Source organism: Pseudomonas edaphica (assembly GCF_965277385.1).
Lineage (GTDB): Bacteria > Pseudomonadota > Gammaproteobacteria > Pseudomonadales > Pseudomonadaceae > Aquipseudomonas > Aquipseudomonas edaphica.
The window spans coordinates 3,689,127-3,711,616 of record NZ_OZ255725.1; the positions used below are offsets into that span (position 1 = coordinate 3,689,127).

Annotated in this window: 21 protein-coding genes and 1 riboswitch; of the genes, 8 read left to right on the top strand and 13 right to left on the bottom strand. The window is 60.2% G+C overall.

What is annotated here, in order from left to right; translation table 11 throughout:
- Window positions 1–14 precede the first annotated feature (14 nt).
- A complete protein-coding gene (locus ACQY47_RS16680) occupies window positions 15–1,421 on the bottom strand; it encodes an adenosylmethionine--8-amino-7-oxononanoate transaminase (protein WP_099550354.1) in 1,407 nt (468 codons plus the stop codon).
- Between the two features lie 273 nt (window positions 1,422–1,694).
- Between ACQY47_RS16680 and ACQY47_RS16685 the strand changes: the two genes are divergently transcribed.
- Window positions 1,695–2,246 (top strand): cytochrome b, encoded by a 552-nt coding sequence (locus ACQY47_RS16685; RefSeq protein WP_099550355.1) that lies wholly within the window; start codon window positions 1,695–1,697, stop codon window positions 2,244–2,246.
- A gap of 32 nt (window positions 2,247–2,278) precedes the next feature.
- Entirely contained in the window at window positions 2,279–2,875 is a 597-nt protein-coding gene (locus tag ACQY47_RS16690; protein ID WP_026013867.1) for a YceI family protein, read from the top strand.
- A 61-nt stretch (window positions 2,876–2,936) separates the two neighbouring features.
- On the opposite strand, the gene ACQY47_RS16695 is transcribed toward ACQY47_RS16690, so the two are convergent.
- Window positions 2,937–3,821, bottom strand: a complete 885-nt coding sequence (locus tag ACQY47_RS16695; protein ID WP_428550373.1) for a LysR substrate-binding domain-containing protein — start codon at window positions 3,819–3,821, stop codon at window positions 2,937–2,939.
- A gap of 127 nt (window positions 3,822–3,948) precedes the next feature.
- Here ACQY47_RS16695 and ACQY47_RS16700 point away from each other — a divergent pair, with 127 nt between their 5' ends.
- Window positions 3,949–4,323 (top strand): nuclear transport factor 2 family protein, encoded by a 375-nt coding sequence (locus ACQY47_RS16700; RefSeq protein WP_017139416.1) that lies wholly within the window; start codon window positions 3,949–3,951, stop codon window positions 4,321–4,323.
- A 61-nt stretch (window positions 4,324–4,384) separates the two neighbouring features.
- On the opposite strand, the gene ACQY47_RS16705 is transcribed toward ACQY47_RS16700, so the two are convergent.
- The 4 genes from ACQY47_RS16705 to ahcY all read right to left on the bottom strand — a co-directional run bounded on the left by ACQY47_RS16705 (window position 4,385) and on the right by ahcY (window position 9,843).
- The gene (locus ACQY47_RS16705; protein WP_017139415.1) at window positions 4,385–6,277 is read right to left on the bottom strand and encodes a DEAD/DEAH box helicase; all 1,893 of its coding nucleotides are present in this window, start codon (window positions 6,275–6,277) and stop codon (window positions 4,385–4,387) included.
- 221 nt (window positions 6,278–6,498) lie between these two features.
- A complete protein-coding gene (locus tag ACQY47_RS16710) occupies window positions 6,499–7,290 on the bottom strand; it encodes a substrate-binding periplasmic protein (protein WP_428550377.1) in 792 nt (263 codons plus the stop codon).
- Between the two features lie 129 nt (window positions 7,291–7,419).
- The gene (metF, locus tag ACQY47_RS16715) at window positions 7,420–8,265 is read right to left on the bottom strand and encodes a methylenetetrahydrofolate reductase [NAD(P)H] (protein ID WP_428550380.1); all 846 of its coding nucleotides are present in this window, start codon (window positions 8,263–8,265) and stop codon (window positions 7,420–7,422) included.
- Between the two features lie 168 nt (window positions 8,266–8,433).
- Window positions 8,434–9,843: an adenosylhomocysteinase gene (ahcY, locus tag ACQY47_RS16720; protein WP_017139412.1), complete on the bottom strand. Its 1,410-nt coding sequence runs from the start codon at window positions 9,841–9,843 to the stop codon at window positions 8,434–8,436.
- Window positions 9,844–9,864: 21 nt separating this feature from the next.
- Window positions 9,865–9,970, bottom strand: a riboswitch (S-adenosyl-L-homocysteine riboswitch).
- A 198-nt stretch (window positions 9,971–10,168) separates the two neighbouring features.
- Between ahcY and ACQY47_RS16725 the strand changes: the two genes are divergently transcribed.
- From ACQY47_RS16725 to ACQY47_RS16735, 3 genes are all read left to right on the top strand, one after another.
- Window positions 10,169–10,567: an acyl-CoA thioesterase gene (locus tag ACQY47_RS16725; RefSeq protein WP_017139410.1), complete on the top strand. Its 399-nt coding sequence runs from the start codon at window positions 10,169–10,171 to the stop codon at window positions 10,565–10,567.
- An 86-nt stretch (window positions 10,568–10,653) separates the two neighbouring features.
- Window positions 10,654–11,538: a formate/nitrite transporter family protein gene (locus ACQY47_RS16730; RefSeq protein WP_428550385.1), complete on the top strand. Its 885-nt coding sequence runs from the start codon at window positions 10,654–10,656 to the stop codon at window positions 11,536–11,538.
- Window positions 11,539–11,604: 66 nt separating this feature from the next.
- The gene (locus ACQY47_RS16735) at window positions 11,605–13,467 is read left to right on the top strand and encodes a DUF3857 domain-containing transglutaminase family protein (RefSeq protein WP_428550388.1); all 1,863 of its coding nucleotides are present in this window, start codon (window positions 11,605–11,607) and stop codon (window positions 13,465–13,467) included.
- A gap of 42 nt (window positions 13,468–13,509) precedes the next feature.
- Here ACQY47_RS16735 and ACQY47_RS16740 read toward each other — a convergent pair whose 3' ends face one another.
- Window positions 13,510–14,769 carry a cation:proton antiporter gene (locus ACQY47_RS16740; RefSeq protein ID WP_017139407.1) on the bottom strand — a complete coding sequence of 420 codons (1,260 nt, stop codon included), beginning with the start codon at window positions 14,767–14,769 and terminating at the stop codon, window positions 13,510–13,512.
- 192 nt (window positions 14,770–14,961) lie between these two features.
- On the opposite strand from ACQY47_RS16740, the gene ACQY47_RS16745 reads away from it, so the two are divergent.
- On the top strand, window positions 14,962–15,348 hold the full coding sequence (locus ACQY47_RS16745; protein ID WP_017139406.1) for an MAPEG family protein: 387 nt from the start codon (window positions 14,962–14,964) through the stop codon (window positions 15,346–15,348).
- 153 nt (window positions 15,349–15,501) lie between these two features.
- On the opposite strand, the gene mltA is transcribed toward ACQY47_RS16745, so the two are convergent.
- The gene (mltA, locus tag ACQY47_RS16750) at window positions 15,502–16,689 is read right to left on the bottom strand and encodes a murein transglycosylase A (protein WP_017139405.1); all 1,188 of its coding nucleotides are present in this window, start codon (window positions 16,687–16,689) and stop codon (window positions 15,502–15,504) included.
- Window positions 16,690–16,818: 129 nt separating this feature from the next.
- Here mltA and ACQY47_RS16755 point away from each other — a divergent pair, with 129 nt between their 5' ends.
- On the top strand, window positions 16,819–17,268 hold the full coding sequence (locus ACQY47_RS16755; RefSeq protein ID WP_170036841.1) for a c-type cytochrome: 450 nt from the start codon (window positions 16,819–16,821) through the stop codon (window positions 17,266–17,268).
- Window positions 17,269–17,274: 6 nt separating this feature from the next.
- Here the strand turns inward: ACQY47_RS16755 and ACQY47_RS16760 are convergent, their stop codons facing one another.
- The 5 genes from ACQY47_RS16760 to ACQY47_RS16780 all read right to left on the bottom strand — a co-directional run bounded on the left by ACQY47_RS16760 (window position 17,275) and on the right by ACQY47_RS16780 (window position 22,266).
- Entirely contained in the window at window positions 17,275–17,670 is a 396-nt protein-coding gene (locus ACQY47_RS16760) for a DUF1090 domain-containing protein (RefSeq protein ID WP_017139403.1), read from the bottom strand.
- Window positions 17,671–17,739: 69 nt separating this feature from the next.
- Entirely contained in the window at window positions 17,740–19,404 is a 1,665-nt protein-coding gene (gene ligB, locus ACQY47_RS16765) for an NAD-dependent DNA ligase LigB (protein ID WP_428550394.1), read from the bottom strand.
- Window positions 19,405–19,499: 95 nt separating this feature from the next.
- A complete protein-coding gene (locus ACQY47_RS16770) occupies window positions 19,500–19,847 on the bottom strand; it encodes a hypothetical protein (protein WP_017139401.1) in 348 nt (115 codons plus the stop codon).
- A gap of 213 nt (window positions 19,848–20,060) precedes the next feature.
- On the bottom strand, window positions 20,061–21,251 hold the full coding sequence (gene metK, locus ACQY47_RS16775) for a methionine adenosyltransferase (protein ID WP_017139400.1): 1,191 nt from the start codon (window positions 21,249–21,251) through the stop codon (window positions 20,061–20,063).
- Between the two features lie 19 nt (window positions 21,252–21,270).
- Window positions 21,271–22,266: an ArsR/SmtB family transcription factor gene (locus ACQY47_RS16780; RefSeq protein ID WP_017139399.1), complete on the bottom strand. Its 996-nt coding sequence runs from the start codon at window positions 22,264–22,266 to the stop codon at window positions 21,271–21,273.
- Window positions 22,267–22,490: the final 224 nt, after the last annotated feature.

The following is a 22,490-nucleotide window of genomic DNA, read 5'->3' on the forward strand; positions in this document are numbered from 1 at the left end:
TTGAGTGAACTCAATTAACCCGGATCCCGAAAGCCTGGGTGAAAATCTTGTGGCACCGCAACACTGACAGTGCTGTTGGTGGCGATATCAATCCCTTCGCTGGCGACTTCAGCCAGGAAGTCGATCTGTTCCGGCGTTATCACATACGGCGGCAGGAAATACACCACGCTGCCCAGCGGCCGCAGCAGCGCACCGCGTTCCAGGGCGTGCTCGAACACCTTCAAACCACGGCGTTCCTGCCACGGGTAGGCGGTTTTGGTGGCTTTGTCCTGAACCATCTCGATGGCCAGCACCATGCCGGTCTGGCGCACTTCCGACACGTGCGGGTGGTCCACCAGGTGCGCGGTGGCGGTGGCCATGCGCTGGGCCAGGGCCTTGTTGTTTTCGATGACGTTGTCTTCTTCGAAAATATCCAAAGTCGCCAAGGCCGCCGCGCACGCCAGCGGGTTGCCGGTGTAGCTGTGGGAATGCAGGAAGGCGCGCAACGTCGGGTAGTCGTCGTAGAAGGCGTCGTACACATCGTCGGTGGTGACGACCGCCGCCAATGGCAGGTAACCGCCGGTGAGGGCTTTGGACAAGCACAAAAAGTCCGGGCGGATGCCGGCTTGCTCGCAAGCGAACATGCTGCCGGTGCGGCCGAAGCCGACGGCGATTTCGTCGTGAATCAGGTGCACGCCATATTTGTCGCAGGCTTCACGCAGCAGCTTGAGGTACACCGGGTGGTACATGCGCATGCCGCCGGCGCCCTGGATCAGCGGCTCGACGATCACGGCGGCGACGCTGTCGTGGTTTTCGGCCAGGGTCTGTTCCATGGCCAGGAACATGTTGCGTGAGTGCTCTTCCCAGCTCATGCCCTCGGGGCGCAGGTAGCAATCCGGGCTCGGCACCTTGATGGTGTCGAGCAGCAAGGCTTTATAGGTCTCGGTAAACAACGGCACATCGCCCACTGACATCGCGGCGATGGTTTCGCCGTGGTAGCTGTTGGTCAGGGTGACGAAGCGCTTCTTGTTCGGCAGGCCACGGTTGAGCCAGTAGTGAAAGCTCATCTTCAGCGCGACTTCGATGCACGACGAGCCGTTGTCGGCATAGAAGCAGCGGGTCAAACCTTCGGGCGTCATCGCCACCAGGCGTTCGGACAACTCGATCACCGGCTGGTGGCTGAAACCGGCGAGGATCACGTGTTCCAGCTGATCCACCTGGTCCTTGATGCGCTGGTTGATGCGCGGGTTGGCGTGGCCGAACACATTGACCCACCAGGAACTGACGGCATCGAGGTAGCGCTTGCCTTCGAAGTCTTCCAGCCATACGCCTTCGCCACGTTTGATCGGGATCAGCGGCAGTTGCTGGTGGTCTTTCATCTGGGTGCAGGGATGCCACAGCACCGCGAGGTCGCGTTGCATCCACTGGTTATTCAAGCCCATCGGTTATCTCCTCGAAGCGGCCCTGCGCCCGGCGCAGGCGAAACAATCGCGCAAGCCTATGCAATGCCAGGCGGCGTCACAACCCATTACGGATGAATTGGCAGTAAAGGCAGGACGATCTGTCACGTTTATCAGGAATAGTCCTTAATCCATTGTTAACGTACTGTGCATACTCTCTTGATCGTATTTCTCGATATTTCAAAGCGAAATTTTCCGCTTTAATTCGATAGGTAAATCGCTAGTCTTGGGCACAGTTCTTACGGGATTTGGGACATGCAGCTACGTAATTCATCAGCCCGTTATGGCTGGGTCAGCATTGTTTTGCACTGGGGCGTAGCCCTGGTGGTGTTCGGTTTGTTCGCGCTGGGCCTGTGGATGGTCGGCCTCGACTACTACAGCGCCTGGCGCAAAGACGCGCCCGACCTGCACAAGAGCATTGGCATCACGCTGTTCGCCATCATGCTGGTGCGTATCGTCTGGCGCATTGTCAGCCCGCCACCGCCACCTTTGGCCAGCTACAGCCGCTTGACGCGTATTGGCGCTGCGTTTGGCCACGCGTTCCTGTATCTCGGGCTGTTTGCCGTGATGATCGCCGGTTACCTGATTTCCACCGCAGACGGTGTCGGTATCCCGGTGTTTGGCCTGTTTGAGATTCCTGCCGTGGTTTCCGGGCTACCGGACCAGGCAGACAACGCCGGCTTGGTGCATTTGTACCTGGCCTGGGTGTTGGTGGTCTTCGCCGGTTTGCATGGCGTGGCCGCGTTTAAACACCACTTTATCGATCGTGATGCGACCCTGACACGAATGCTGGGACGCAAAGCCTGATGTTCAACCTCGACTCACAAGGAATAGAAAGCATGTTGAAAAAGACTCTCGCCGCTCTGGCAATCGGTTCCGCACTGCTGTCCGCAGGTTCGGCGATGGCCGCTGATTATGTTGTCGACAAGGAAGGCCAGCACGCCTTCGTTGACTTCAAGATCAGCCACTTGGGCTATAGCTTCATCACCGGTACATTCAAGGATCTGGACGGTAAGTTCAGCTTTGACGCCGCCAAGCCTGAAGACAGCAAAATCGAGTTCAACGTCCGTACCGCCAGCGTGTTCACTAACCACGCCGAACGTGACAAGCACATTGCCAGCAAAGACTTCCTGGACGTTGGCAAGTTTGCCGATGCCAAGTTCGTCTCCACCAGTGTCAAAACCACCGGTAAAAATGCTGCAGGCCAAGTTACTGCCGACGTGACTGGCGACCTGACCTTTCATGGCGTGACCAAGCCGATCGTGGTCAAAGCCACTTTCCTGGGCGAAGGCAAGGATCCATGGGGCGGCTACCGTGCCGGCTTTGAAGGCACTACCAGCTTCAACCGTCAGGACTTCGGCAAGCAGATGGACCTGGGCCCAGCGTCCAACACTGTTGAGCTGTACGTGACTTTTGAAGGTGTGAAAGCGAAGTAATTATTTCGCTGCTTCAAACGCCAAGCGCCGACCTCAGGGTCGGCGTTTTGCTGTGCAGTGTTTAAAGGCTTTCTTGATACGTCTTCACTTGGCCCTTGAGCCAGTTATGCAACAAGGTCAGTTGCGCCGAAGGCTTGCTGCCGGCGGGCCAGACTATGTAGTAGCGTGAAGTGTGCGCCGGCTCAATGTCGGTGAGCCGGACCAGTTCACCGCGTTGAATCAGCGCATGGGCAATGGAGCGGCGGGTCAATGCGACGCCGTGCCCGAGCCGCACGGCTTCGAGCATCAACGTGGAATCGGTGAACTCCAGCGGCGCTTGCGGACGTTGCCCCTCGATACCTGCGGCGCCCAGCCAGATCGGCCAGCTCTCACTGGCGTGCAGCAATGGCTGCTCAAGGACGGCTTGCGCCGTGTCCGGCAGCACGCCGTGGTTGAAGTCGCGCGCGGCGACCACCAGCAATGAGTCACCCATCAGCGTTTCGCAATGCACATCCGGCCACTGGCCATGACCGAAGCGAATCGCGCAATCAAGCGGGCCTTGCTCGAAGCTGGCGAACTCCATGCTCGACTCCAGCCGCAAGTGCAGCTCGGGGTGAGCCGCCCTGAAATCATGCAGGCGCGGCAACAACCAATGCATGGCGTAGGAAGGCAGCACCGAAGCGGTCAGCTGTGGGTGCCTGGTTTTTGCCATCAGTTTTTCGGTGATCCCGGCGATTTCGCCCAGCCCCTGCCTGATCTGGTAGGCATACACGCGGCCTTCATCCGTCAGCATCAGCGTGCGCTTGTTGCGCATGACCAAAGCGAGGCCCAGGTACTCTTCAAGGGCGCGAATCTGATGGCTGACGGCACTGTGGGTCACGTGCAGTTCGAGGGCGGCCAGGTTCACTTTGCCCAGTCGGGCCAAGGCCTCGAAAGCACGCAGCGCGGCAAGGGGAGGCAGTTTCAAAGTGTGAATTCCTTTCACAGAAAAGCCTAATAATAGCCGCTATACGTGAAATGAGTGGGCTATCAATAATGGCGGCAAGTTATTTATTCAAATAACACCGTGTTGAAACTGTCGGGAGTTGTGCGCCATGATTGATGAGATTCAAGCGTTTCTGAACGATTACTTTAGTGTGTTGCAAACTCAGGATTTGAATACGTTCGATCAAGTCTTTCATCGTGGCTGCGTGTTATACAGCGCACAGAACTCGACCGTGGTCGTGCGGCCGTTCGAGGAATACCGGACCATGGTTCAAGGCCGAAAGTCGCCGCAGGAAGGCGGTTTTCCGCAGCTTGATGAGGTATTGATGATTGACGTGATGTCGCCGGAAATGGCCATCGTCAAAGTGCGCTTGCGCTTGTTCAATAACGTGATGGTTGATTATTTGAACCTGATGAAAGTTGACGGTCGCTGGATGATCTTTGCCAAGCTTTTTCATAAGGCCGGTGAAGTGGCTGATCAATAAGCTAACGCCTGGATGCAAAAACGCCCCGATTAATCGGGGCGTTTTTGTTAGCGTCGAAAACTCAGCGGTTGCGGGTCAGCAGCGCTGGTTTTTCACCACGAGGGCGGCCTGGCAGTTGATCCAGCTGCTCAGGTGTCGGGAAGCGATCCGCTTTCGACTCCTTGTGGATAATCTTCGGCGCCGGACCACCGCGCGGGTTCTGCACGGCGGGTTCCGACAAGCGTGGCTGGTCGTCACGAGCCGGACGGCGGTTGTTGCTGCGCGAGTCTTCACGACGGGCCTGGCCGTCACGGGGGGCGCCATTACGCGGGCCGTTGCGCTTGGCAGGTGGCGTACCGGTGGTACCGCCGCTGCTGTTGCGCGGGCCATTTTGACGACCGCCCTGTGGCTGGCCGCCACGTGGAGCACCCGTGCCTGCGCCCGCACCTTGTGCCGGGGCACCAGGACGGCGGCCACGGCCCTGGGCCGGCTTGGCCTGAGGCACGTAGTCAACGCGGTTACCGAAGTTATCCACATCGTCGTCGAGGAACTCGTCCGGGGCGCGGTCGGCAGCGGCACGTGGCGGCTGGCTCGGCTGGCGCTGTTCGCGGGCCGGGGTGCCTTCACGGGGCTTCTGCTCACGGGCTGGGCGTTCGCCACGGCCGTTGGTAGGCGCTTTTTCCTTGCCGCCTTTATCTTTGCCCTTGTCGCGACGGCCACCGCCACCACCGCCGCCGTTCGGGCCATCGCCCTTCGGACCGCGTGGGTTGCGTGGGTTACGCACGTCCGGACGCTCGCGCGCTTCAGGCTTTTCGGCCTCCACGGCGCTGGAGTCGAAGCCCATCAGGTCGCCGTCGGCGATTTTCTGCTTGGTCATGCGCTCGATGCTTTTCAGCAGTTTTTCTTCGTCCGGAGCGACCAGGGAAATGGCCTCGCCCGAACGACCGGCACGGCCGGTACGGCCGATACGGTGCACGTAATCTTCATCGACGTTCGGCAGCTCGAAGTTGACCACGTGTGGCAATTGGTCGATATCCAGGCCGCGCGCGGCGATATCGGTGGCGACCAGGATGCGCACAGTGCCGGCCTTGAAATCGGCCAGGGCTTTGGTGCGCGCGTTCTGGCTCTTGTTACCGTGGATGGCGACGGCGGTGAGGCCGTGCTTGTCCAGGTACTCGGCCAGGCGGTTGGCGCCGTGCTTGGTGCGGGTAAACACCAGCACCTGCTCCCACGCGCCGTGGGTGATCAGGTGCGCCAGCAGCGAACGCTTGTGGCTGGCTGCCAGGCGGAATACGCGTTGCTCGATACGCTCGACCGTGGTGTTCGGCGGCGTGACTTCGATGCGTTCCGGGTTGTGCAGCAGCTTGCCGGCCAGGGCGGTGATGTCTTGGGAGAACGTTGCCGAGAACAGCAGGTTCTGACGTTTGGCCGGCAGGCGGGCGAGGACCTTTTTCACGTCATGGACAAAGCCCATGTCGAGCATGCGGTCGGCTTCGTCCAGCACGAGGATTTCCACGTGGGACAAATCGACGCTGCCTTGGCCGCACAGGTCGAGCAAACGACCCGGGCAGGCTACCAGCACGTCAACACCACGAGACATGGCCTGAACCTGTGGGTTCATGCCGACGCCGCCGAAGATGCAGGCGCTGACGAACTTCAAGTCGCGGGCGTACAGCTTGAAGCTGTCGTGCACTTGGGCGGCGAGTTCGCGGGTTGGGGTCAGGACCAGTACGCGCGGTTGGCGCGGGCCGTGACGCTGGGATTTGTCCGGGTGACCGTTGGGGAACAACCGCTCCAGAATCGGGAGGGCGAAACCACCGGTTTTACCAGTACCTGTCTGCGCCGCAACCATCAGGTCGCGACCTTGCAACACGGCGGGAATGGCCCGCTGTTGCACCGGAGTAGGCTCGGTATAGCCCGCTGCCTCGATGGCGCGGACTAAAGCCTCGGAGAGACCGAGGGAAGCAAAGGACATGAGTAATCCTGTTTTAGTTAGGGCTTGGCCCAAAGGGATAATCTTGCCGGGCGTGAATGGCGCTTAGGGGAGCGCAACCCCGTCCGGTCCTGCTGCGTCTGGCGGGCACTCCACCGGCTCGCGCGGGCTGAAAGCTGCGCAGTAGCTGGGTTAGGTGCCTTTTTCAAGACCTCAGCGGCCGGGCGTGAGCCTGGCGGAAAGGCCGGAGTATAACAGAGCAATCACGGCGCGCCGCTTTCCTGCTGCTCAACGGTGTGTTCAGGGGCGGTATTGGCTTGGATTCGGCCATATTTGGCGCTTAAGGCTGCGTAGGCAGGCTCTTGCTTGAAGCGCTTGAGCTCGGCGGCGAAGCGTTGCACCAGCAGGTCCATGCCGGCGCCACGGCGCACGGCTAAAAATTGCGGCTGGCGGCTGACCACCAGCGGCGCCTGGCTGACCTTGCCTTCCAGGCCCATGGCCTTGATCACATGCTGGCCGACTCGACGGTCCGTAATCACCAGGTCAATGCGGCCCAGCGACAGTTTGCCGAAGTTGGCCTCATGGCTGGGCGCCGGCTCGCGGTCGAACAGGCTGGATTCGCTGAAGGCCTCGCCATACAGATAGCCCGGCGACGTGCCGACCGTCAGCCCGCGCAGGTCATCCAGGGTCTGGGCCGGATGAGGGCGGTCGTTGGCATAGAACAGCACGAACTCGACAGCCGACAACGGTTCGCTGGGGTAAAGCAGCAAAGCATCGCGCTCATGGCTGTGGAAAATATCCAGTGCGCCATCGGCGTGGCCCTGGTCCAGCATGGCCAGGCAACGTTTCCAGGGCAGGAATTGCCACTCCACCTCCACCCCCAGGCGTTGGAACACGATCATCGTGGTTTCGTAATCCAGGCCGCGCATGCTGCCGTTGTCGTCGTACACATAAGGTGCCCAAGGCTCGGTGACAACGCGCAATTTCTCGCCGTAAGCGGTGAAGCTCAGGCAAGCAAAAAGCACAGCGGTCAACAGCTTGAGAATGACGGGCATCCCCTGAGGTTACGATGCTCCTGCGCTAAAGAGAAGCTCTGGCACACGCATTCGCGGGCAAGTTGATGTGGCGCATTAAAAGCAAAAGGCCCTCGTATAAACGAGGGCCTTGGCATTACCAAACAAGCCTTAGCGTGGCAGCTTGAGGTTGTTCCAGATAGCCAGGCTGGGTTCAGTCTGGTTCAGGGTGTAGAAGTGCAACCCTGGTGCGCCACCTTGCAGCAATTGTTCACACATCTGCGTGATCACCTGCTCGCCGAACGCCTGGATGCTCTTGACGTCATCGCCATAAGCTTCCAGTTGCTTGCGCACCCAGCGTGGGATTTCAGCACCGCAGGCGTCGGAGAAACGCGCCAGCTTGCTGTAGTTGGTGATCGGCATGATGCCCGGCACGATAGGGATATTCACACCCATGGCCCGTATACGCTCGACAAAGTAGAAGTAGCTGTCGGCGTTGAAGAAGTACTGGGTGATCGCACTGTCGGCACCGGCATTGGCCTTGCGTACGAAGTTCTGCAAATCGTCTTCGAAATTACGCGCCTGTGGGTGCATCTCCGGGTAAGCCGCCACTTCGATATGGAAGTGATCGCCGCTTTCTTCACGGATGAAGCTCACCAGGTCATTGGCGTAGCGCAGCTCGCCGCTGGCCATGCCCATGCCGGACGGCAGGTCGCCACGCAGGGCGACGATGCGCTTGATGCCGGCTTGTTTGTATTGGGTCAGCAGGCTGCGCAGGTCGGCCTTGCTGTCGCCCACGCACGATAAGTGCGGAGCGGCGGGAACTTTGATTTCGCTTTCGAGCTGCAGCACGGTGTTGATCGTGCGGTCACGGGTCGAGCCGCCGGCGCCGTAGGTGCAGGAGAAGAAGTCGGGGTTGTAGCTGGCCAACTGCTTGGCAGTCGCCATCAGTTTTTCATGCCCAGCATCGGTCTTGGTCGGGAAAAACTCGAAGCTGTAGCGACGGACTTGGGACATTGGAAGTCTCCAGCTGCAAGTTGCAAGCTTCAAGCTGCAAGAGGGCGGTTCGCCAGTTCTTTTAGCTTGAAGCTTGCAGCCCATAGCTGCTTAAAGAGCAAGGAAGTAGCAAGCCCTCAGCACAAACGCCTTTACTTGCCGCTCGTAGCTGAAAGCTTGCCGCTGCTGTTAGTAACGGTAAGCGTGCGGCTTGAACGGACCTTCGACGGTCACGCCGATGTAGTCGGCCTGGGTCTTGGTCAGTTGAGTCACTACGCCGCCGAAGCCACGCACCATTTCCAGGGCCACTTCTTCGTCGAGTTTCTTCGGCAACACTTCCACGGTCAGACGCTCGGCTTTCTGGGCCGGCGACAGGTCGGCGTACTTCTGGCCGAACAGGAAGATCTGCGCCAGTACCTGGTTGGCGAACGAGCCATCCATGATGCGGCTTGGGTGGCCGGTGGCGTTGCCCAGGTTAACCAGGCGGCCTTCAGCCAGCAGGATCAGGTAGTCGTCATTCTGCGGGTCGAAATCGCCAGCGCCGGTACGGTGAACCTTGTGTACCTGCGGCTTCACTTCTTCCCATGCCCAGTTCTTGCGCATGAAAGCGGTGTCGATTTCGTTGTCGAAGTGGCCGATGTTGCAGACTACAGCGCGCTTCTTCAGGGCTTTGAGCATGTTTGCGTCGCAAACATTCACGTTACCGGTGGTGGTCACGATCAGGTCGATCTTGCCCAGCAGGGCTTTGTCGATGCTCGCTTCGGTGCCGTCGTTCTGGCCGTTGATGAACGGCGAAACCACTTCGAAACCGTCCATGCACGCTTGCATGGCGCAGATCGGGTCAACTTCGGAGACTTTAACGATCATGCCTTCCTGACGCAGAGACTGGGACGAACCCTTGCCCACGTCGCCGTAGCCGATTACCAGGGCTTGCTTGCCCGACAGCAGGTGGTCGGTGCCGCGCTTGATGGCATCGTTGAGGCTGTGACGGCAGCCGTACTTGTTGTCGTTCTTGCTCTTGGTCACCGAGTCGTTGACGTTGATGGCCGGGATTTTCAGCTCGCCCTTGGCCAGCATGTCCAGCAGGCGGTGTACGCCAGTGGTGGTTTCTTCGGTCACACCGTGAACGCGGTCCAGAATCTGCGGGTATTTCTTGTGCAGCAGCTCGGTCAGGTCACCGCCGTCGTCGAGGATCATGTTGGCATCCCATGGCGCGCCATCTTTGAGGATGGTTTGCTCCAGGCACCACTCGTACTCTTCTTCGGTCTCGCCTTTCCAGGCGTAAACCGCGATACCGGCAGCGGCGATAGCAGCAGCGGCCTGGTCCTGAGTCGAGAAAATGTTGCAGGACGACCAACGTACTTCGGCGCCCAGTGCAACCAGGGTTTCGATCAGCACGGCAGTCTGAATGGTCATGTGGATGCAGCCGAGGATCTTCGCGCCTTTGAGCGGCTGCTCAGCGGCGTACTTGCGGCGCAGGCCCATCAGGGCTGGCATTTCGGATTCGGCGATAAAGGTTTCGCGACGGCCCCAGGCAGCGAGGGACATGTCGGCGACTTTGTAGTCGGTAAAACCTGCAGGCGTGATTACAGCGCTCATGAAGAGCCTCCATTCGTAGTGTGCGAATGGGCGCCGTTGTGCGTTTAGTATCCAGCTGGCTAACCAGGCCGAACAACGCCCCATCCGAGCCTGACAGGTTGAACCTGCTGCAGCGCCCCTCGGACAGGTGGCGGGAGAACGGTATCAATCGAAGATGACCGTTTTGAAGCGGTGGCGATTATAGCCGTGTGCGCGGCACTTCCCAAGCCTTTCTGTCGGCCACATGCAGATCGTGCATGGGCATGATAGGCAATGGTGCATAGAGCTTGGGCGCGGGCTCTGCCATGATGTTGCCCATCATTCGGCAAGACGCTTTGGAGTGACCATGAACTTCCACACCCGCAAATGGGTAAAACCCGAAGACCTCAACCCCAACGGCACCCTGTTCGGCGGCAGCCTGCTGCGCTGGATCGACGAAGAAGCGGCGATCTACGCGATTGTTCAACTGGGCAACCAACGCGTGGTGACCAAGTACATCTCCGAAATCAACTTCGTCAGTGCCTCGCGCCAGGGTGACATCATCGAACTGGGCATCACCGCCACCGAGTTCGGCCGCACCTCGATCACCCTGACCTGTGAAGTGCGCAACAAGATCACCCGCAAAAGTATCCTCACCGTAGAGAAAATGGTGTTCGTCAACCTGGGCGAAGATGGTTTGCCGGCACCGCACGGGCGTACAGAAATCAGGTACGTCAAAGACCAGTTCAAAGACGAAACCGAGTAACTGCGAACCCAGCGGCGGCGGGCATTGAACGCTGGCGGCTGGCGACAGGTCGTACCTGAACAACACCCACCTGTTCAGGTACACCCATGGCGACTCAAGCAGACGGCAAAACCCCCAACCTGTCGCAGGAAGAGCAACAGGACGTCGACAACAACCAGCCGCCCCGCGCGGCGGTGCTGCACGAAATCATCCGCACCCAGGGCGATCAGGAACTGGAACGCAATGTGGCTGCGTTGTGGTGGTCGGCGTTGGCGGCCGGCCTGACCATGGGCCTGTCGCTGATGGGCATGGGGTTGCTCAACTCGCGCCTGCCGGATGGCGAAGCTTTCAAGGTGATCGCCAGCTTTGGCTATTGCGCGGGCTTTCTCGCGGTCATCCTCGCGCGCCAGCAACTGTTCACCGAAAACACCCTGACCGCCGTGCTGCCGGTGATGAGCAAGCCGACGCTGGCCAATGCCGGCCGCCTGTTGCGGTTGTGGACGGTGGTGCTGGTGGGCAACCTGTGCGGCACCTTGCTGGTGGCCTACGTGATGCTGCACCTGCCGATCTTCGACACCAAGACCGACATGGCCTTTCTCGAAATCGGCCGCAAGGTCATGGAAAACGACCCCGGCCAAATGTTCGCCAAGGGCATTATTTCCGGCTGGATGATCGCCACCATGGTGTGGATGATCCCGTCCATGGAAAGCGCGAAGATGTTCATCATCATCCTGATCACTTACCTGATGGCGCTGGGGGACTTCACCCACATCGTCGTCGGTTCGGCGGAAGTGTCGTACCTGGTGTTTGCCGGCGAACTGCCGTGGAAGGACTTCTGGCTGGTGTTCGCCGGGCCGACACTGGCGGGCAATATCATCGGCGGCAGTTTTATCTTTGCGTTGATCAGCCATGCGCAGATTCGCAGTGAGAGCAGCTTGCCGGGCAAGCCCGCAGACCCGCGCCATCCAAAGCGGGTGAACAAGGACGAGTAAGCTGATTCGTCATAAATGAATGGCAAAGTCGCTGCGCGGTTTTCCATTCATGAAAGAAGGATCTTTATGCGGACTTTCCCTTTTTTGCGGGGGCGCAGTTGGTGCACGCTGGTATTGGCGGTGGGCGTTTTCGGCGTGGCACAGGCCAAGGATGATGCTGCGGATCGCTCCGTGACCATCGAAAAGCAAACTCAGCGCTACGTGATCAATACCGACGGCAGCTATGTGGTGGATGCCGATAAGGTCGTGCTGATCAACGAAGAGCGGGCCATCAGGTCCAGTGCCCAGCAAGCGGTCAGTTACAACCGCTCATTGGATAGCCTGGAGATTATCGAGGCGTTCACGCTCAAGCCCGATGGGCGCAGGGTAATGGTCACCGCGCCGCAGATCAGGGAGCAACAGGAGCAGGCCTCGGCCAATGCTCCGATGTTTCAGGATTCGCGGGTCAAGGTGGTGATTTTTCCTGAGGTGGCAGTGGGGGATCGTCTGAGCTTGCGTTACAAGCGAATACGCCACACGGCACTGTTTCCTGGCGAGTTTACCGACTTCTCCACGGCGAGCTTGAGCCCCACGCTGGATTACTCCCTGATCTACGACTTGCCGGCCGACAAGCCTTTGTACGCCGAGGCCCGGGGTTTCAAAGCCTCCACTTCGGCCGCAGCGGTTGGGCGTAAGGTGTACCGATGGGACTACGTGCCGGCCGACAAAACCCGGCCCGAACAAGGCGCGGTGGCCTACACCGACTATGGCCAACTCCTCGCTGTTTCGACCTTTGCAACCTACAAAGACCTGGCCAGGGCTTACGAGGCACGTGCCAAGGTTGAGGTCACACCGCAAATCACCGAATTGGCGCACAGGCTCACCGCCGACCAGCCAACGCCTCGGGCCAAGGCCCTGGTGCTCAGCGATTGGGTGCGCAAGAACATCCGTTATGTGGCGGTGTATATCGACGCCGGCGGCGTGGTGCCGCACCCGGCGCAATCGGTGCTGGACAACCGTTACGGCGACTGCAAGGACCATGTGGCCCTGCTGGAAGCCATGCTCAAGGCCGTTGGCATCGACAGCTCACCGGTGTTGATCAACGCCGGCAATGCCTATGTTTTGCCCAAGGTGGCGGCGTTACGCGTGCTCAACCATGCGATCACCTATGTGCCAAGCCTGGACCTCTACCTGGACTCCACCGCCAGTTTCATCGCTGCCGGTTACTTGCCACTGCAGGACTTGGACAAGCCGGTGTTGTTGACGCGTACTGGCGAGATGGCACGTACCCCGGCCACTCAACCGAGCAAGCTATCGAGTGAATTGGTGTTCAAGGTCGATGACAAGGGCGCGGCAGACTTTACGCAAACGTCCCTCGCCGAGGGTTGGCGTACCGAAGCGACGCGTTTTTGGATCAGGTCTCAGCAGCCGGCGGAGCGTGATCAGATGATCCAGAAAATGCTGCGCAGCTCAGGCCAGGCGGGCAACGGCACCCTGCAAACAGATGCGCTGGAAGGTACTGCGTCCGGCTTCAACACCACGTTGGCCGGGCGCACGGAAAACCTTGTCAACGTGCCTGGGCCGATCGGTGTACCGGCACTCAGTCGCCTGGGAAGCTATATTGCCCAGGACGTGCAGGTCCTGTCGGTAGAAAAGAAGCGGGTGCAGAACTTCACCTGCTTTGCCGGCGAGAGCGTTGAAAAGGCCCGCTTCGAGTTCCCCGCGTCGTTGACTATTCTGGCGCTGCCCAAGACCGTTTCGCTCAAGGGCGCGGATGTAACCTACGACGCCAGTTATGAGCGCAGCGGCAATACCGTGCTGGTTTCCCGCACGCTTGCCTTTAACCACCCCGAAGCGGTGTGCAGCCCTGAGTGGTTCAAGAGCATGCAGCCGATGATCGAGGCGATGTTCAATGACCTCAAAAGCCAGATCATCGTGCAGGCCCATTGATCGCAGGCGCCGGCGGCGAAATGAATCCGCCGCCGTCCTCAATCAGTGAGCCTCGGTTGGCGGTGCAGGCTCATCTTTGGTCACATGCTTGACCAGCTTGCCGATGCTCAAACCCTGCAACAGGATCGACGACAGCACCACGATGTAGGTGATGCTCAGCAGCAAGTCGCGTTCCGGGCCAAGCGGCAGGGCCAGCGCCAGTGCTACCGAGACGCCACCGCGCAAACCACCCCAGGTGAGAATGCGGATAGTGCCGCGTGGCACCGTGCGCCAGCGGCGCAGCAACAGGATCGCCGGGGCCACGGTCAGTAGGCGTGAGGCCAGGATCGCCACGGCCAGCAAGCTGGCGGCCAGTACGTGCAGCCAGTTGAACGGCAACAGCAGCAGCTCCATGCCGATCAGTGCAAACAGCAGGGCGTTGAGCATGTCATCGAGCAACTCCCAGAAGCCGTCGAGGTAGCGGCGGGTCATGTCGTTCATGGCCAGCTTGCGCCCCAGGTTGCCGATGATCAGCCCGGCCACCACCATCGCAATCGGCGCCGAAACGTGCAGTTCGGTCGCCATTGCCGAACCGCCGATCACCAGCGCCAGAGTCAGCATCACTTCGATCTGATGCTGCTCGATGCTCTTGATCATCAGGTACACCAGGTAGCCGATCAGCCCGCCGAACACCACGCCGCCAATCGCTTCATGGGCGAACAGCATGGCCGTGGCGCCGACGGTCGGTGTCTCGCCCAGCTGTGCGATGCCCAGCAGCACGGTAAACACCACCACTGCGGTGCCGTCGTTGAACAGCGATTCGCCGACGATGGTGGTTTTCAGTGGTTTGGAGGCGTTGGCGGTTCGCAGCACGCCCAACACCGCAATCGGGTCGGTGGGCGAAATCAGTGCACCGAACAGCAGGCAGTAGAGGAAGCTGACGTGCCAGCCGAACAGGGCAAAGATGTAGTACGCCAGGCTGCCGATGACCACGGTGGCGATCAATACGCCGAAGGTCGCCAGCAGGCCGATGGGCCAGCGATAGCTGCGCAGGTCGTTGAGGTTGACGTGCAAGGCGCCGGCGAACAGCAGGAACGACAGCATCCAGTTCATCAGCAAGTCGCCGAAGTCGATCTGGCCGATTAACTGCTGGATACGTTCTTCGAGGCCTGGGTAGCCGATAAGGCTCAGGCCTTGCAAAATCAGGGAGAACACCAGGGCCGTGACCATCACACCGATCGTGGGCGGCAGCCCAATAAATCGGTAGTTCACATAGGTGAGCAGGGTGGTGAGGCAAATAAAGGCGGCGACAAGTTCAAGCATCCGAGGTCCTTGGAAGTGAGGGAAGGTCGTTATTGCTGGGATGGACCGCAACAGCGGCGGGATGTTTCAAGGCGCCGGCTAAAAGCCTGATAGAACCTTTCGGCGCGCCTCGGTTCATAGCCGGTGAGTGCGATATTGCAGTTATAGTGCTAAAACTCTAATTTCTATTTAAAACAAAAAAAGGAATCCATCATGACGGCCGCTTTCTGGTGTGTGTTGATCGCAATATTCCTGCCTTACCTGTGCACGGGGGTGGCCAAGTTCAGCGGTGGCAAGTTCGGCCCACGGCAGAACCACGACCCGCGTGCCTTCCTGGATACCGTCGAAGGCGTCGCCAAGCGCGCCCACAATGCCCAGCTCAACAGCTTTGAAGTGACGCCTGCGTTTGCAGCGGCGGTAATCATCGCGCACCTGGCCGGTACGGCGTCGCTGGTGACCATCAATGTACTGGCCGTGCTGTTTATCACCAGTCGGCTGCTGTACATCATTTGCTACCTGGCCGACTGGGCGATGCTGCGTTCGCTGGTGTGGGCGGTGGGGATGGCGTTGATTGCGAGTTTCTTTTTTGTGTCGATCTAGAGGTTTGACGTAATCCCCTGTGGGAGCTGGCTTGTGTGGGAGCTGGCTTGCCTGCGATTCGGGCACCTCGGTGTGTCAGTTACACCGCGGTGATGCTATCGCAGGCAAGCCAGCTCCCACACAGGCCCGCACACATGGGTTCTTCAGCGTTATTCAGGTGCCAGCTGGCGCATCCGGCACGTGGGGCAACGCCGCGCCCTTGGGCCACAGCATCCAGATCTGCCCCTGCTGCTTCATATTCCCCGCCAGCTCACCCGCCGCGTCACCGGTGCCCCAGAACAAGTCTGCGCGCACTTCACCGGTGATCGCGCCGCCGGTGTCCTGCGCGGCGACGGGCCGTGCGATGGGCGAGCCATCGGGTTTGGTGGTCGACAGCCATAGCAGACTGCCCAGCGGAATCACCTTGCGGTCCACCGCCACGCTGTAACCCGCCGTCAGCGGCACATTCAGTGAGCCGCGCGGGCCTTCGTTGCTGTCCGGGCGGGCGCTGAAAAACACGTAGCTGGGGTTGCTCGCCAACAATTGCGGAATGCGCTGCGGGTTGGCCTTGGCCCAGGCGCTGATGGCGCCCATGGTCACGTCTTCTTTTTTCAGTTCGCCTTGCTCCACCAGCCAGCGGCCGATCGGGCGGTACGGGTAACCATTCTGGTCGCCATAGCCCACGCGCAATTGGCGCCCACCGGCCAGTTGAATACGCCCCGAGCCTTGAATCTGCAGGAATTGCAGGTCCATCGGGTTGGTCAGCCAGGCAATCGGCTTGGCAGTGGAGCCTTGGCCGTTGATGGTGCTGGCGTCGTCATACGGCTTGAGTACACGGCCCTCGAGGCGGCCGCGCAGGCGCTTGCCCTTGAGTTCCGGGTAGATGCTTTCCAGGTTGACGATGATCAGGTCGTCCGGCACGCCGTACACCGGCACATGGGCGGTGGCGGTTTCGGTCAGGCTGCCGGGGTAGACCGGCTCGTAGTAGCCGGTGATCAGGCCATTGGGTGTGTTGTCGGCCGAGCGCAGGCCGAACACATCCAGGCGCTCCTTGAGAAAACCGCGCACGGCTACGGCATCGCCCGGTACGGTGGCGGCGGCGGCACAGGTTGCGCCCCACACCGGATCAGCCTTGAGGCGCTGGCAGGCACTGCGCCAGGATTCAAACCCGGCCAGCAGGTCGCTGTCGGAAACCGCCGGCAGCGCTTCCCACGGTGCACTGACATAGGTGGCGACGGCATGGGGCTTGGCCGCTTCATCTTTTTTGCCGGTGTCTTTGCCGCCATCGCAACCGGCCAGCAGCGCAACCATCGGCAGAGCCCACACCATTCGGCGGCTCCAGCGTTTCAAGGTGACATTCATACACGTAATTCCTGAAGCGGTTGCCTGCGCCGCAGCGCATTCGGGCAACCCTTATTATTAATAGGGCTATTGGCCTTTGCGGGCGGGGCGAGGATACTGGCCGCCGTTTCCCGTGACCCTGAAGCCATCATGACTTTTAAAAAACTGACCGTGGCATTGCTGGCCTGCCTGACCTTGTCCGCCTGCGGCGGTGTCGATCCTAATTCGCCGCTGGGCCAACGCAAGGCCATCTTCAAGCAGATGCTCAAGACCGGCGAAGACCTGGGCGGCATGCTGCGTGGGCGTATCCCGTTCGACGGCGCGAAGTTCGCCGAAGGCGCGGTCAAGCTCGATGCGTTGTCCCACGAACCGTGGAAGCATTTCCCGAGTGTGCGTGAGGAAGATCACACCAGCGCCAAGGATACTGTGTGGCAACAGCAGGCACGCTTCCAGGAGCTGGCCCGAAACCTTGAAACGGCTACCGGTGAATTGGTAATCGCAAGCCAGGTGCAGCCCTACAAGGCCAGCAACCTGGGGCCTGCGGTGCAGAAAGTCGAAGATGCCTGCACGGCCTGCCATAAACAGTTTCGCGACCACTGACCGGTTTTATTTGTCGAGTTCGTCGACAGCCTCCTGCAGTTCTTTGCGCGACTGAGCCAGCTTGTCTTTGCGTTTATTGATCTTGTCGGCATCGCCTTTTTTCATCGCCTTGTCGAGGTCGGCCTGACGGCGGGTGACTTCGTGCTTGGCGTCGAGCACTTTGTTCTCGCGTTCTTTGCGCAAGGACGCATCGGTGCAGTGGGCGGTGACTTCGCTCAGGGCTTTTTCCAGGCCGGCTTGTTGTTCGCTGTTGCCATGGGTCTTGGCTTGTTCGATTTGTGCGCTGATGGCCTGGCGCTTGGCGGCGCAGCCGGTGAGTTCTGGCACTTCTTCGGCGGCCAGCAGCGGCATGCTCGCCAGGCTTACGGTGGCCAACAAGGCAAGTGGGGCTAGAAATTTCATGTGAGGCTCCAAGGTCGCAATCGGATGGCAGGGTGAATTCTGCCGGGAGTAAAAGTGGCCGGGTTGGGCTTAAAACCCGTCAATTCCAGCCACGCGTAATGTTTCAGCTAACGCTTGTACTTGCGGGTCGCGAAAAAAAGCGCTCAATTGCGCCGCGCGACCCGGGCCAATGCCGTCGGTGGCCAGCCAGGCTTGCGTGTCTTTGGCGGCCAGGGTCTGCCAGCCACCCTCCAGATCGTTGCGCGCCGAAGGCGGTACGCCCAGGGCTTTTAGCCATTGTGCAAAGGGCCGTTGCCGCGCGCTTTGCAGGCTGTCGAGCACCCGGGCACGGCGGCGATCACCGAAGCCGTCAATGTTAGCAAGCTCTGCCGCATCCAGGGTTAACCAATCGAGAATGCCTGCGATTAGACCGGCCTGGATCAATGCGTTCCAGGTCTCGCGGCCCATATAAGGCAGGGCCAGTCCCTGGTTGCTGCTCAGCCAGGTCAGGCGCGCGAGCAATTGCTCTTCGCAGCCAGGGTCCAGTTGCCAACAACTCAAGGCGTGGAAGTTGCGCGCATCCGGTACTTGCACCGCCACCCTGGTCTCGTTGCGCAGGATTACTTGCTCCAACCGAGGAATCACTTGGCCGGCAAGGCTGATGGAGACCTGATCGCCGGGGCGGATATCCAGTGCATGCCAGTGTTTCAAGGAGCCGACGCTGACGCGGCGGATTTGCCGGTCGTCCAGTCGCACCGACTCCAGTTCCAGAATGGGCGTGATACGCCCCGTGCGGCCGATCTTGAACTGCACCTTGCGCACCAGCGCCAAAGCCCTGGTTATCGGGTATTTCCAGGCGACCGCCCAATACGGCGCGCTGACCAGCCAGCGCTTGGCAGGTGCGTGCCGGGCCTGGTGCAACACCACGCCATCGCTGGCAAAGGGCAGCGGATGGTTGTACCAGTACCTGCGCCAATGCGCGGCTTCAGTGAGGTTTTGCACGGGATGGCTGTAGCGGCGGCTATCGGTGAACCCCCAGCGCGCCAGGGTGGCCAGGCGCGTGCTGAAGTCTGTCGGGCCGTCGGGCCAGGCCCAGACGAATAGCCCGATCCTGGAGGCCTCGGCATCGCTTAACTGTCGGCGATTCATCAGCCCGGCCACTTTGCTGCGGGCACTGAGCCCGCCGTGTTCGGACTGCACATGATCGTCAAGACGCCAATAGAGTTCGCCTTGCAGCACCAGGTCGATGGGCTCTGGCAGTTGCTGGACAATGCCCTGGATCTTGCGCGCGGCGGCTGTCCAGTCCTGACCGAGCAGGCCGTCGCCACGGCTGATGAGCTGGCTCAGACGGCCTTTGCGATACACCAGCGTCACCGCAACGCCGTCGACCTTGGGCTGGATCCAGACGTCCTGGCGTGTCTTGAGCCACTCACCCACGGCCCCTTCATCCACCAGCTTTTCCAGGCCGGTATGAGCGACTGGATGAGGCTGCGTACCGCGTGCACCTGCCAGCGGGTTATCAGCCGTCGACTGCGTTTGCGCAAAACAGGCCTGCCACCGCGCCAGGCGCTGTCGGGCCTGGTCGTACAGCTCGTCGCTGACCGGGGACTGACCAAGCCGGTGGTAACTGTCATCCCAGAGCTTGAGCTGTTCAGCCAGGGTGCCGACCTGTGAGCGTGCCTCTTCGGGGCAGTCTTCGGCCCAGGCTGGAAACGCCAGGGCGCTGAGTAGAAGGGCAATCAGTAAATGCATCATGAGCATCCTTGCTCGGAAGGGACGCTCAGCCTAAGTGATCCAGGCGGCCACAAAAAAGCCCCGGCAGTGCGGGGCTTTTTACCGGGTGTTACCAGTTACTTGAACAGGCCGCCCAACGCCTTCACGGCATCGTTCTTTTCCATCTTGGCTTCCTGTGTTTGTTGCTTGGCATCGACCTTGGCCTGGGATTCTGCCAGTTTGTTACAACCTTTGTTGAGCTGCTCCTGAGCCGCTTTAAACGCCTGGACGCTCAGCAGGTCGTTCTTGGCTTGCGCCGCATCGATCTTGGCTTGCAGGTCTTTGGCTTGCTGCTGACAGTCGCCGGTTTTGCCGCCTAGCTGAGTGCTCAAGGCGCCACCCAATGCACTCAGGTCGGCGGCATGGGCCGGCAGGGCGAACAGGCAGAACAGCAGGGCGGCAGGAGCGAGCGTGGAAATGCGCATGAAAAACCTCAATGTTCGATTGCTTGCGCGCTGGTCTATCCCGGGCTGGCGCAAGGCAATATCCAAATAAGGTGAGAGGCCCGAGAGGGCGCGGATTCTAGAGGGCCATTATTTGGCCTGCAAGCATTGGATCCAAAAAATACGAAAGTCATCGCGCAGACAATAAAAAGCCCCGCCGGGCGAACCCGGCGGGGCTTTTGGTGCAACGCGTGCTTACAGGCCGGCGGCAGTGCGCAGGTCGTTGGCGCGGTCGGTTTTTTCCCAGGTGAAGGTGGTGAAGGTGTCGTCGCCGACAGTCTTCTGCGCAGGGGTACGACCGAAGTGGCCATAGGCTGCGGTTTCCTGGTACATCGGGTGCAGCAGGTCGAGCATGGTGGTGATTGCGTAAGGGCGCAGGTCGAAGATCTCACGCACCAGCTTGACGATCTTGTCATCGCTGATCTTGCCGGTGCCGAAGGTATTCAGCGAGATCGACGTAGGCTGGGCTACACCGATCGCGTAGGAAACCTGGATTTCGCAACGCTCGGCCAGGCCGGCCGCGACGATGTTCTTGGCCACGTAACGACCGGCGTAGGCCGCCGAGCGGTCAACCTTGGAGGGGTCTTTACCCGAGAACGCACCACCGCCATGACGGGCCATGCCGCCGTAGCTATCGACGATGATCTTGCGACCGGTCAGGCCGCAGTCACCCACCGGGCCGCCGATGATGAACTGGCCGGTCGGGTTGATGTGGAACTGAGTGTCTTTGGTCAGCAGTTCGGCAGGCAGCACGTGCTTGACGATCAGCTCCATCACGCCTTCACGCAGGTCGGCGTAGGACACGTCCGGGTTGTGTTGGGTCGACAGTACAACGGCGTCGATGCCCACCACTTTGCCGCCTTCGTAACGGCAGGTGACCTGGGACTTGGCATCCGGGCGCAGCCACGGCAGCACGCCGGATTTACGTGCTTGCGCCTGGCGCTGTACCAGCTGGTGCGAGAAGGTGATCGGTGCCGGCATCAGCACGTCGGTTTCGTTGCTGGCGTAGCCGAACATCAGGCCCTGGTCGCCGGCGCCCTGATCTTCAGGCTTGGCGCGGTCCACACCCTGGTTGATGTCGGGGGACTGCTTGCCGATGATGTTCATCACGCCGCAGGTCGCGCCGTCGAAGCCGACGTCGGAGCTGTTGTAGCCAATGTCGGTGATCACGTCACGAACGATCTGCTCCAGGTCGACCCAGGCGGTGGTGGTGACTTCACCGGCGATGATCGCCACGCCCGTTTTCACCAGAGTCTCGCACGCCACGCGGGCGAACTTGTCTTCAGCAATGATGGCGTCCAGCACCGCGTCAGAAATCTGGTCGGCGATTTTGTCCGGATGCCCTTCAGACACGGACTCGGAGGTGAAAAGGGAGTATTCGCTCATCTCGATGTTTTCCTGATATTTACCGATGGTGAGTGTCGCCAGTCGGTCGCTGAAAGTGGCGGACCTGGATCTGGAAACCATTACGTAAACCTACATAGAGGCTTTCCCCGGGAACGAGTCCCGCAGCGGTGGCCCAACGGGCCAGATCGTCCTGTTCAAAACCCAACCAGAGATCACCGCAGGCCTCCTTGGCCCAATTCTGGTTGTGGCTGCATAAATCTGTGACCAGCAGGCTGCCGCCCGGTTGCAGCAAATTCGCCATCTGCTTGAGGGCTTCGGCGGGGGCCGCAAAATGGTGCAAGACCATGTTCAGCACCACGCAATCGGCCAGCAGGCTGGTGTCATTCAACGCGTCGGCCAACTGCAGGCTGACGTTGCCCAGCGCTTCGCGCTCGCACAGCTGGCGCGCCAGTTCAAGCATCGCCGGGCTGTTGTCCAGCGCGGTCACCTGCTTGAAGCGACGTGCCAGTTCCGGCAAGAAGCCACCGTCGCCGGGGCCAACTTCCAACGCCGTCGCCTCATCACTGAAGCTCAGCTTGTCCAACAGCGCCAGTACGCTTTCGCGGTATTGGGGCAAACCGGCGATCAAGTCCTGTTGGGCGCGAAACTTCTCGGCTACCCGTGAGAAAAAGTCCTGGCTGGCGGCGGCGCGTTGCCCGTGGACCTGGCTGATGCGCGACTGCACGTCGCTGGGCAGGCCCAAACTGTCTACCTCTTCGAGCAGGGCAGCGTGCAGCTTGCCGCCGAGCAGCTCGGTGTGGGGCAGGGCGCGGCGATAGAAAATCGCATTGCCTTCGCGGCGCGTAGCCACCAGCTCGGCCTGGGCCAGCACCTTGAGGTGGTGGCTCATGCCGGATTGGCCGATGGCGAAGATCTGCGCCAGTTCCAGCACCCCAAAAGAGTCGTTGGCCAGTGCGCGCAACACGTTCAGGCGCAACGGATCACCAGCGGCCTTGCATAAGGCAGCCAGCTCATCGCCGTCGTCGGGACGCAGGGAGGGCACGGGTAGGTTCATAAGGCCAGCAGTCTAGTGACGGGTGGAAATCCCCGCAAGGCCAATATCAAAAAGTTTTGATATTGGTCGATAATCGGTAGTTATAAGCAGCCGCTATAACCTTTAGACGAACCGGTGGGCTGTTTCTGCAAGCCAATGCCGGGTAAACCGCAGGAAAAACACCTACAAGTGACTATCTGTCATTGCCCGCAGGCGGTGGCTGAGGGAAAATGCCGGTCCTTTTT

Bases quoted from the DNA above. Each gene is read 5' to 3' on its own strand.
- ACQY47_RS16680 (WP_099550354.1), bottom strand. From the start codon at position 1,421: ATGGGCTTGAATAACCAGTGGATGCAACGCGACCTCGCGGTGCTGTGG.
- ACQY47_RS16685 (WP_099550355.1), top strand. From the start codon at position 1,695: ATGCAGCTACGTAATTCATCAGCCCGTTATGGCTGGGTCAGCATTGTT.
- ACQY47_RS16690 (WP_026013867.1), top strand. From the start codon at position 2,279: ATGTTGAAAAAGACTCTCGCCGCTCTGGCAATCGGTTCCGCACTGCTG.
- ACQY47_RS16700 (WP_017139416.1), top strand. From the start codon at position 3,949: ATGATTGATGAGATTCAAGCGTTTCTGAACGATTACTTTAGTGTGTTG.
- ACQY47_RS16705 (WP_017139415.1), bottom strand. From the start codon at position 6,277: ATGTCCTTTGCTTCCCTCGGTCTCTCCGAGGCTTTAGTCCGCGCCATC.
- ACQY47_RS16710 (WP_428550377.1), bottom strand. From the start codon at position 7,290: ATGCCCGTCATTCTCAAGCTGTTGACCGCTGTGCTTTTTGCTTGCCTG.
- metF (WP_428550380.1), bottom strand. From the start codon at position 8,265: ATGTCCCAAGTCCGTCGCTACAGCTTCGAGTTTTTCCCGACCAAGACC.
- ahcY (WP_017139412.1), bottom strand. From the start codon at position 9,843: ATGAGCGCTGTAATCACGCCTGCAGGTTTTACCGACTACAAAGTCGCC.
- ACQY47_RS16725 (WP_017139410.1), top strand. From the start codon at position 10,169: ATGAACTTCCACACCCGCAAATGGGTAAAACCCGAAGACCTCAACCCC.
- ACQY47_RS16730 (WP_428550385.1), top strand. From the start codon at position 10,654: ATGGCGACTCAAGCAGACGGCAAAACCCCCAACCTGTCGCAGGAAGAG.
- ACQY47_RS16735 (WP_428550388.1), top strand. From the start codon at position 11,605: ATGCGGACTTTCCCTTTTTTGCGGGGGCGCAGTTGGTGCACGCTGGTA.
- ACQY47_RS16740 (WP_017139407.1), bottom strand. From the start codon at position 14,769: ATGCTTGAACTTGTCGCCGCCTTTATTTGCCTCACCACCCTGCTCACC.
- ACQY47_RS16745 (WP_017139406.1), top strand. From the start codon at position 14,962: ATGACGGCCGCTTTCTGGTGTGTGTTGATCGCAATATTCCTGCCTTAC.
- mltA (WP_017139405.1), bottom strand. From the start codon at position 16,689: ATGAATGTCACCTTGAAACGCTGGAGCCGCCGAATGGTGTGGGCTCTG.
- ACQY47_RS16755 (WP_170036841.1), top strand. From the start codon at position 16,819: ATGACTTTTAAAAAACTGACCGTGGCATTGCTGGCCTGCCTGACCTTG.
- ACQY47_RS16760 (WP_017139403.1), bottom strand. From the start codon at position 17,670: ATGAAATTTCTAGCCCCACTTGCCTTGTTGGCCACCGTAAGCCTGGCG.
- ligB (WP_428550394.1), bottom strand. From the start codon at position 19,404: ATGATGCATTTACTGATTGCCCTTCTACTCAGCGCCCTGGCGTTTCCA.
- ACQY47_RS16770 (WP_017139401.1), bottom strand. From the start codon at position 19,847: ATGCGCATTTCCACGCTCGCTCCTGCCGCCCTGCTGTTCTGCCTGTTC.
- metK (WP_017139400.1), bottom strand. From the start codon at position 21,251: ATGAGCGAATACTCCCTTTTCACCTCCGAGTCCGTGTCTGAAGGGCAT.
- ACQY47_RS16780 (WP_017139399.1), bottom strand. From the start codon at position 22,266: ATGAACCTACCCGTGCCCTCCCTGCGTCCCGACGACGGCGATGAGCTG.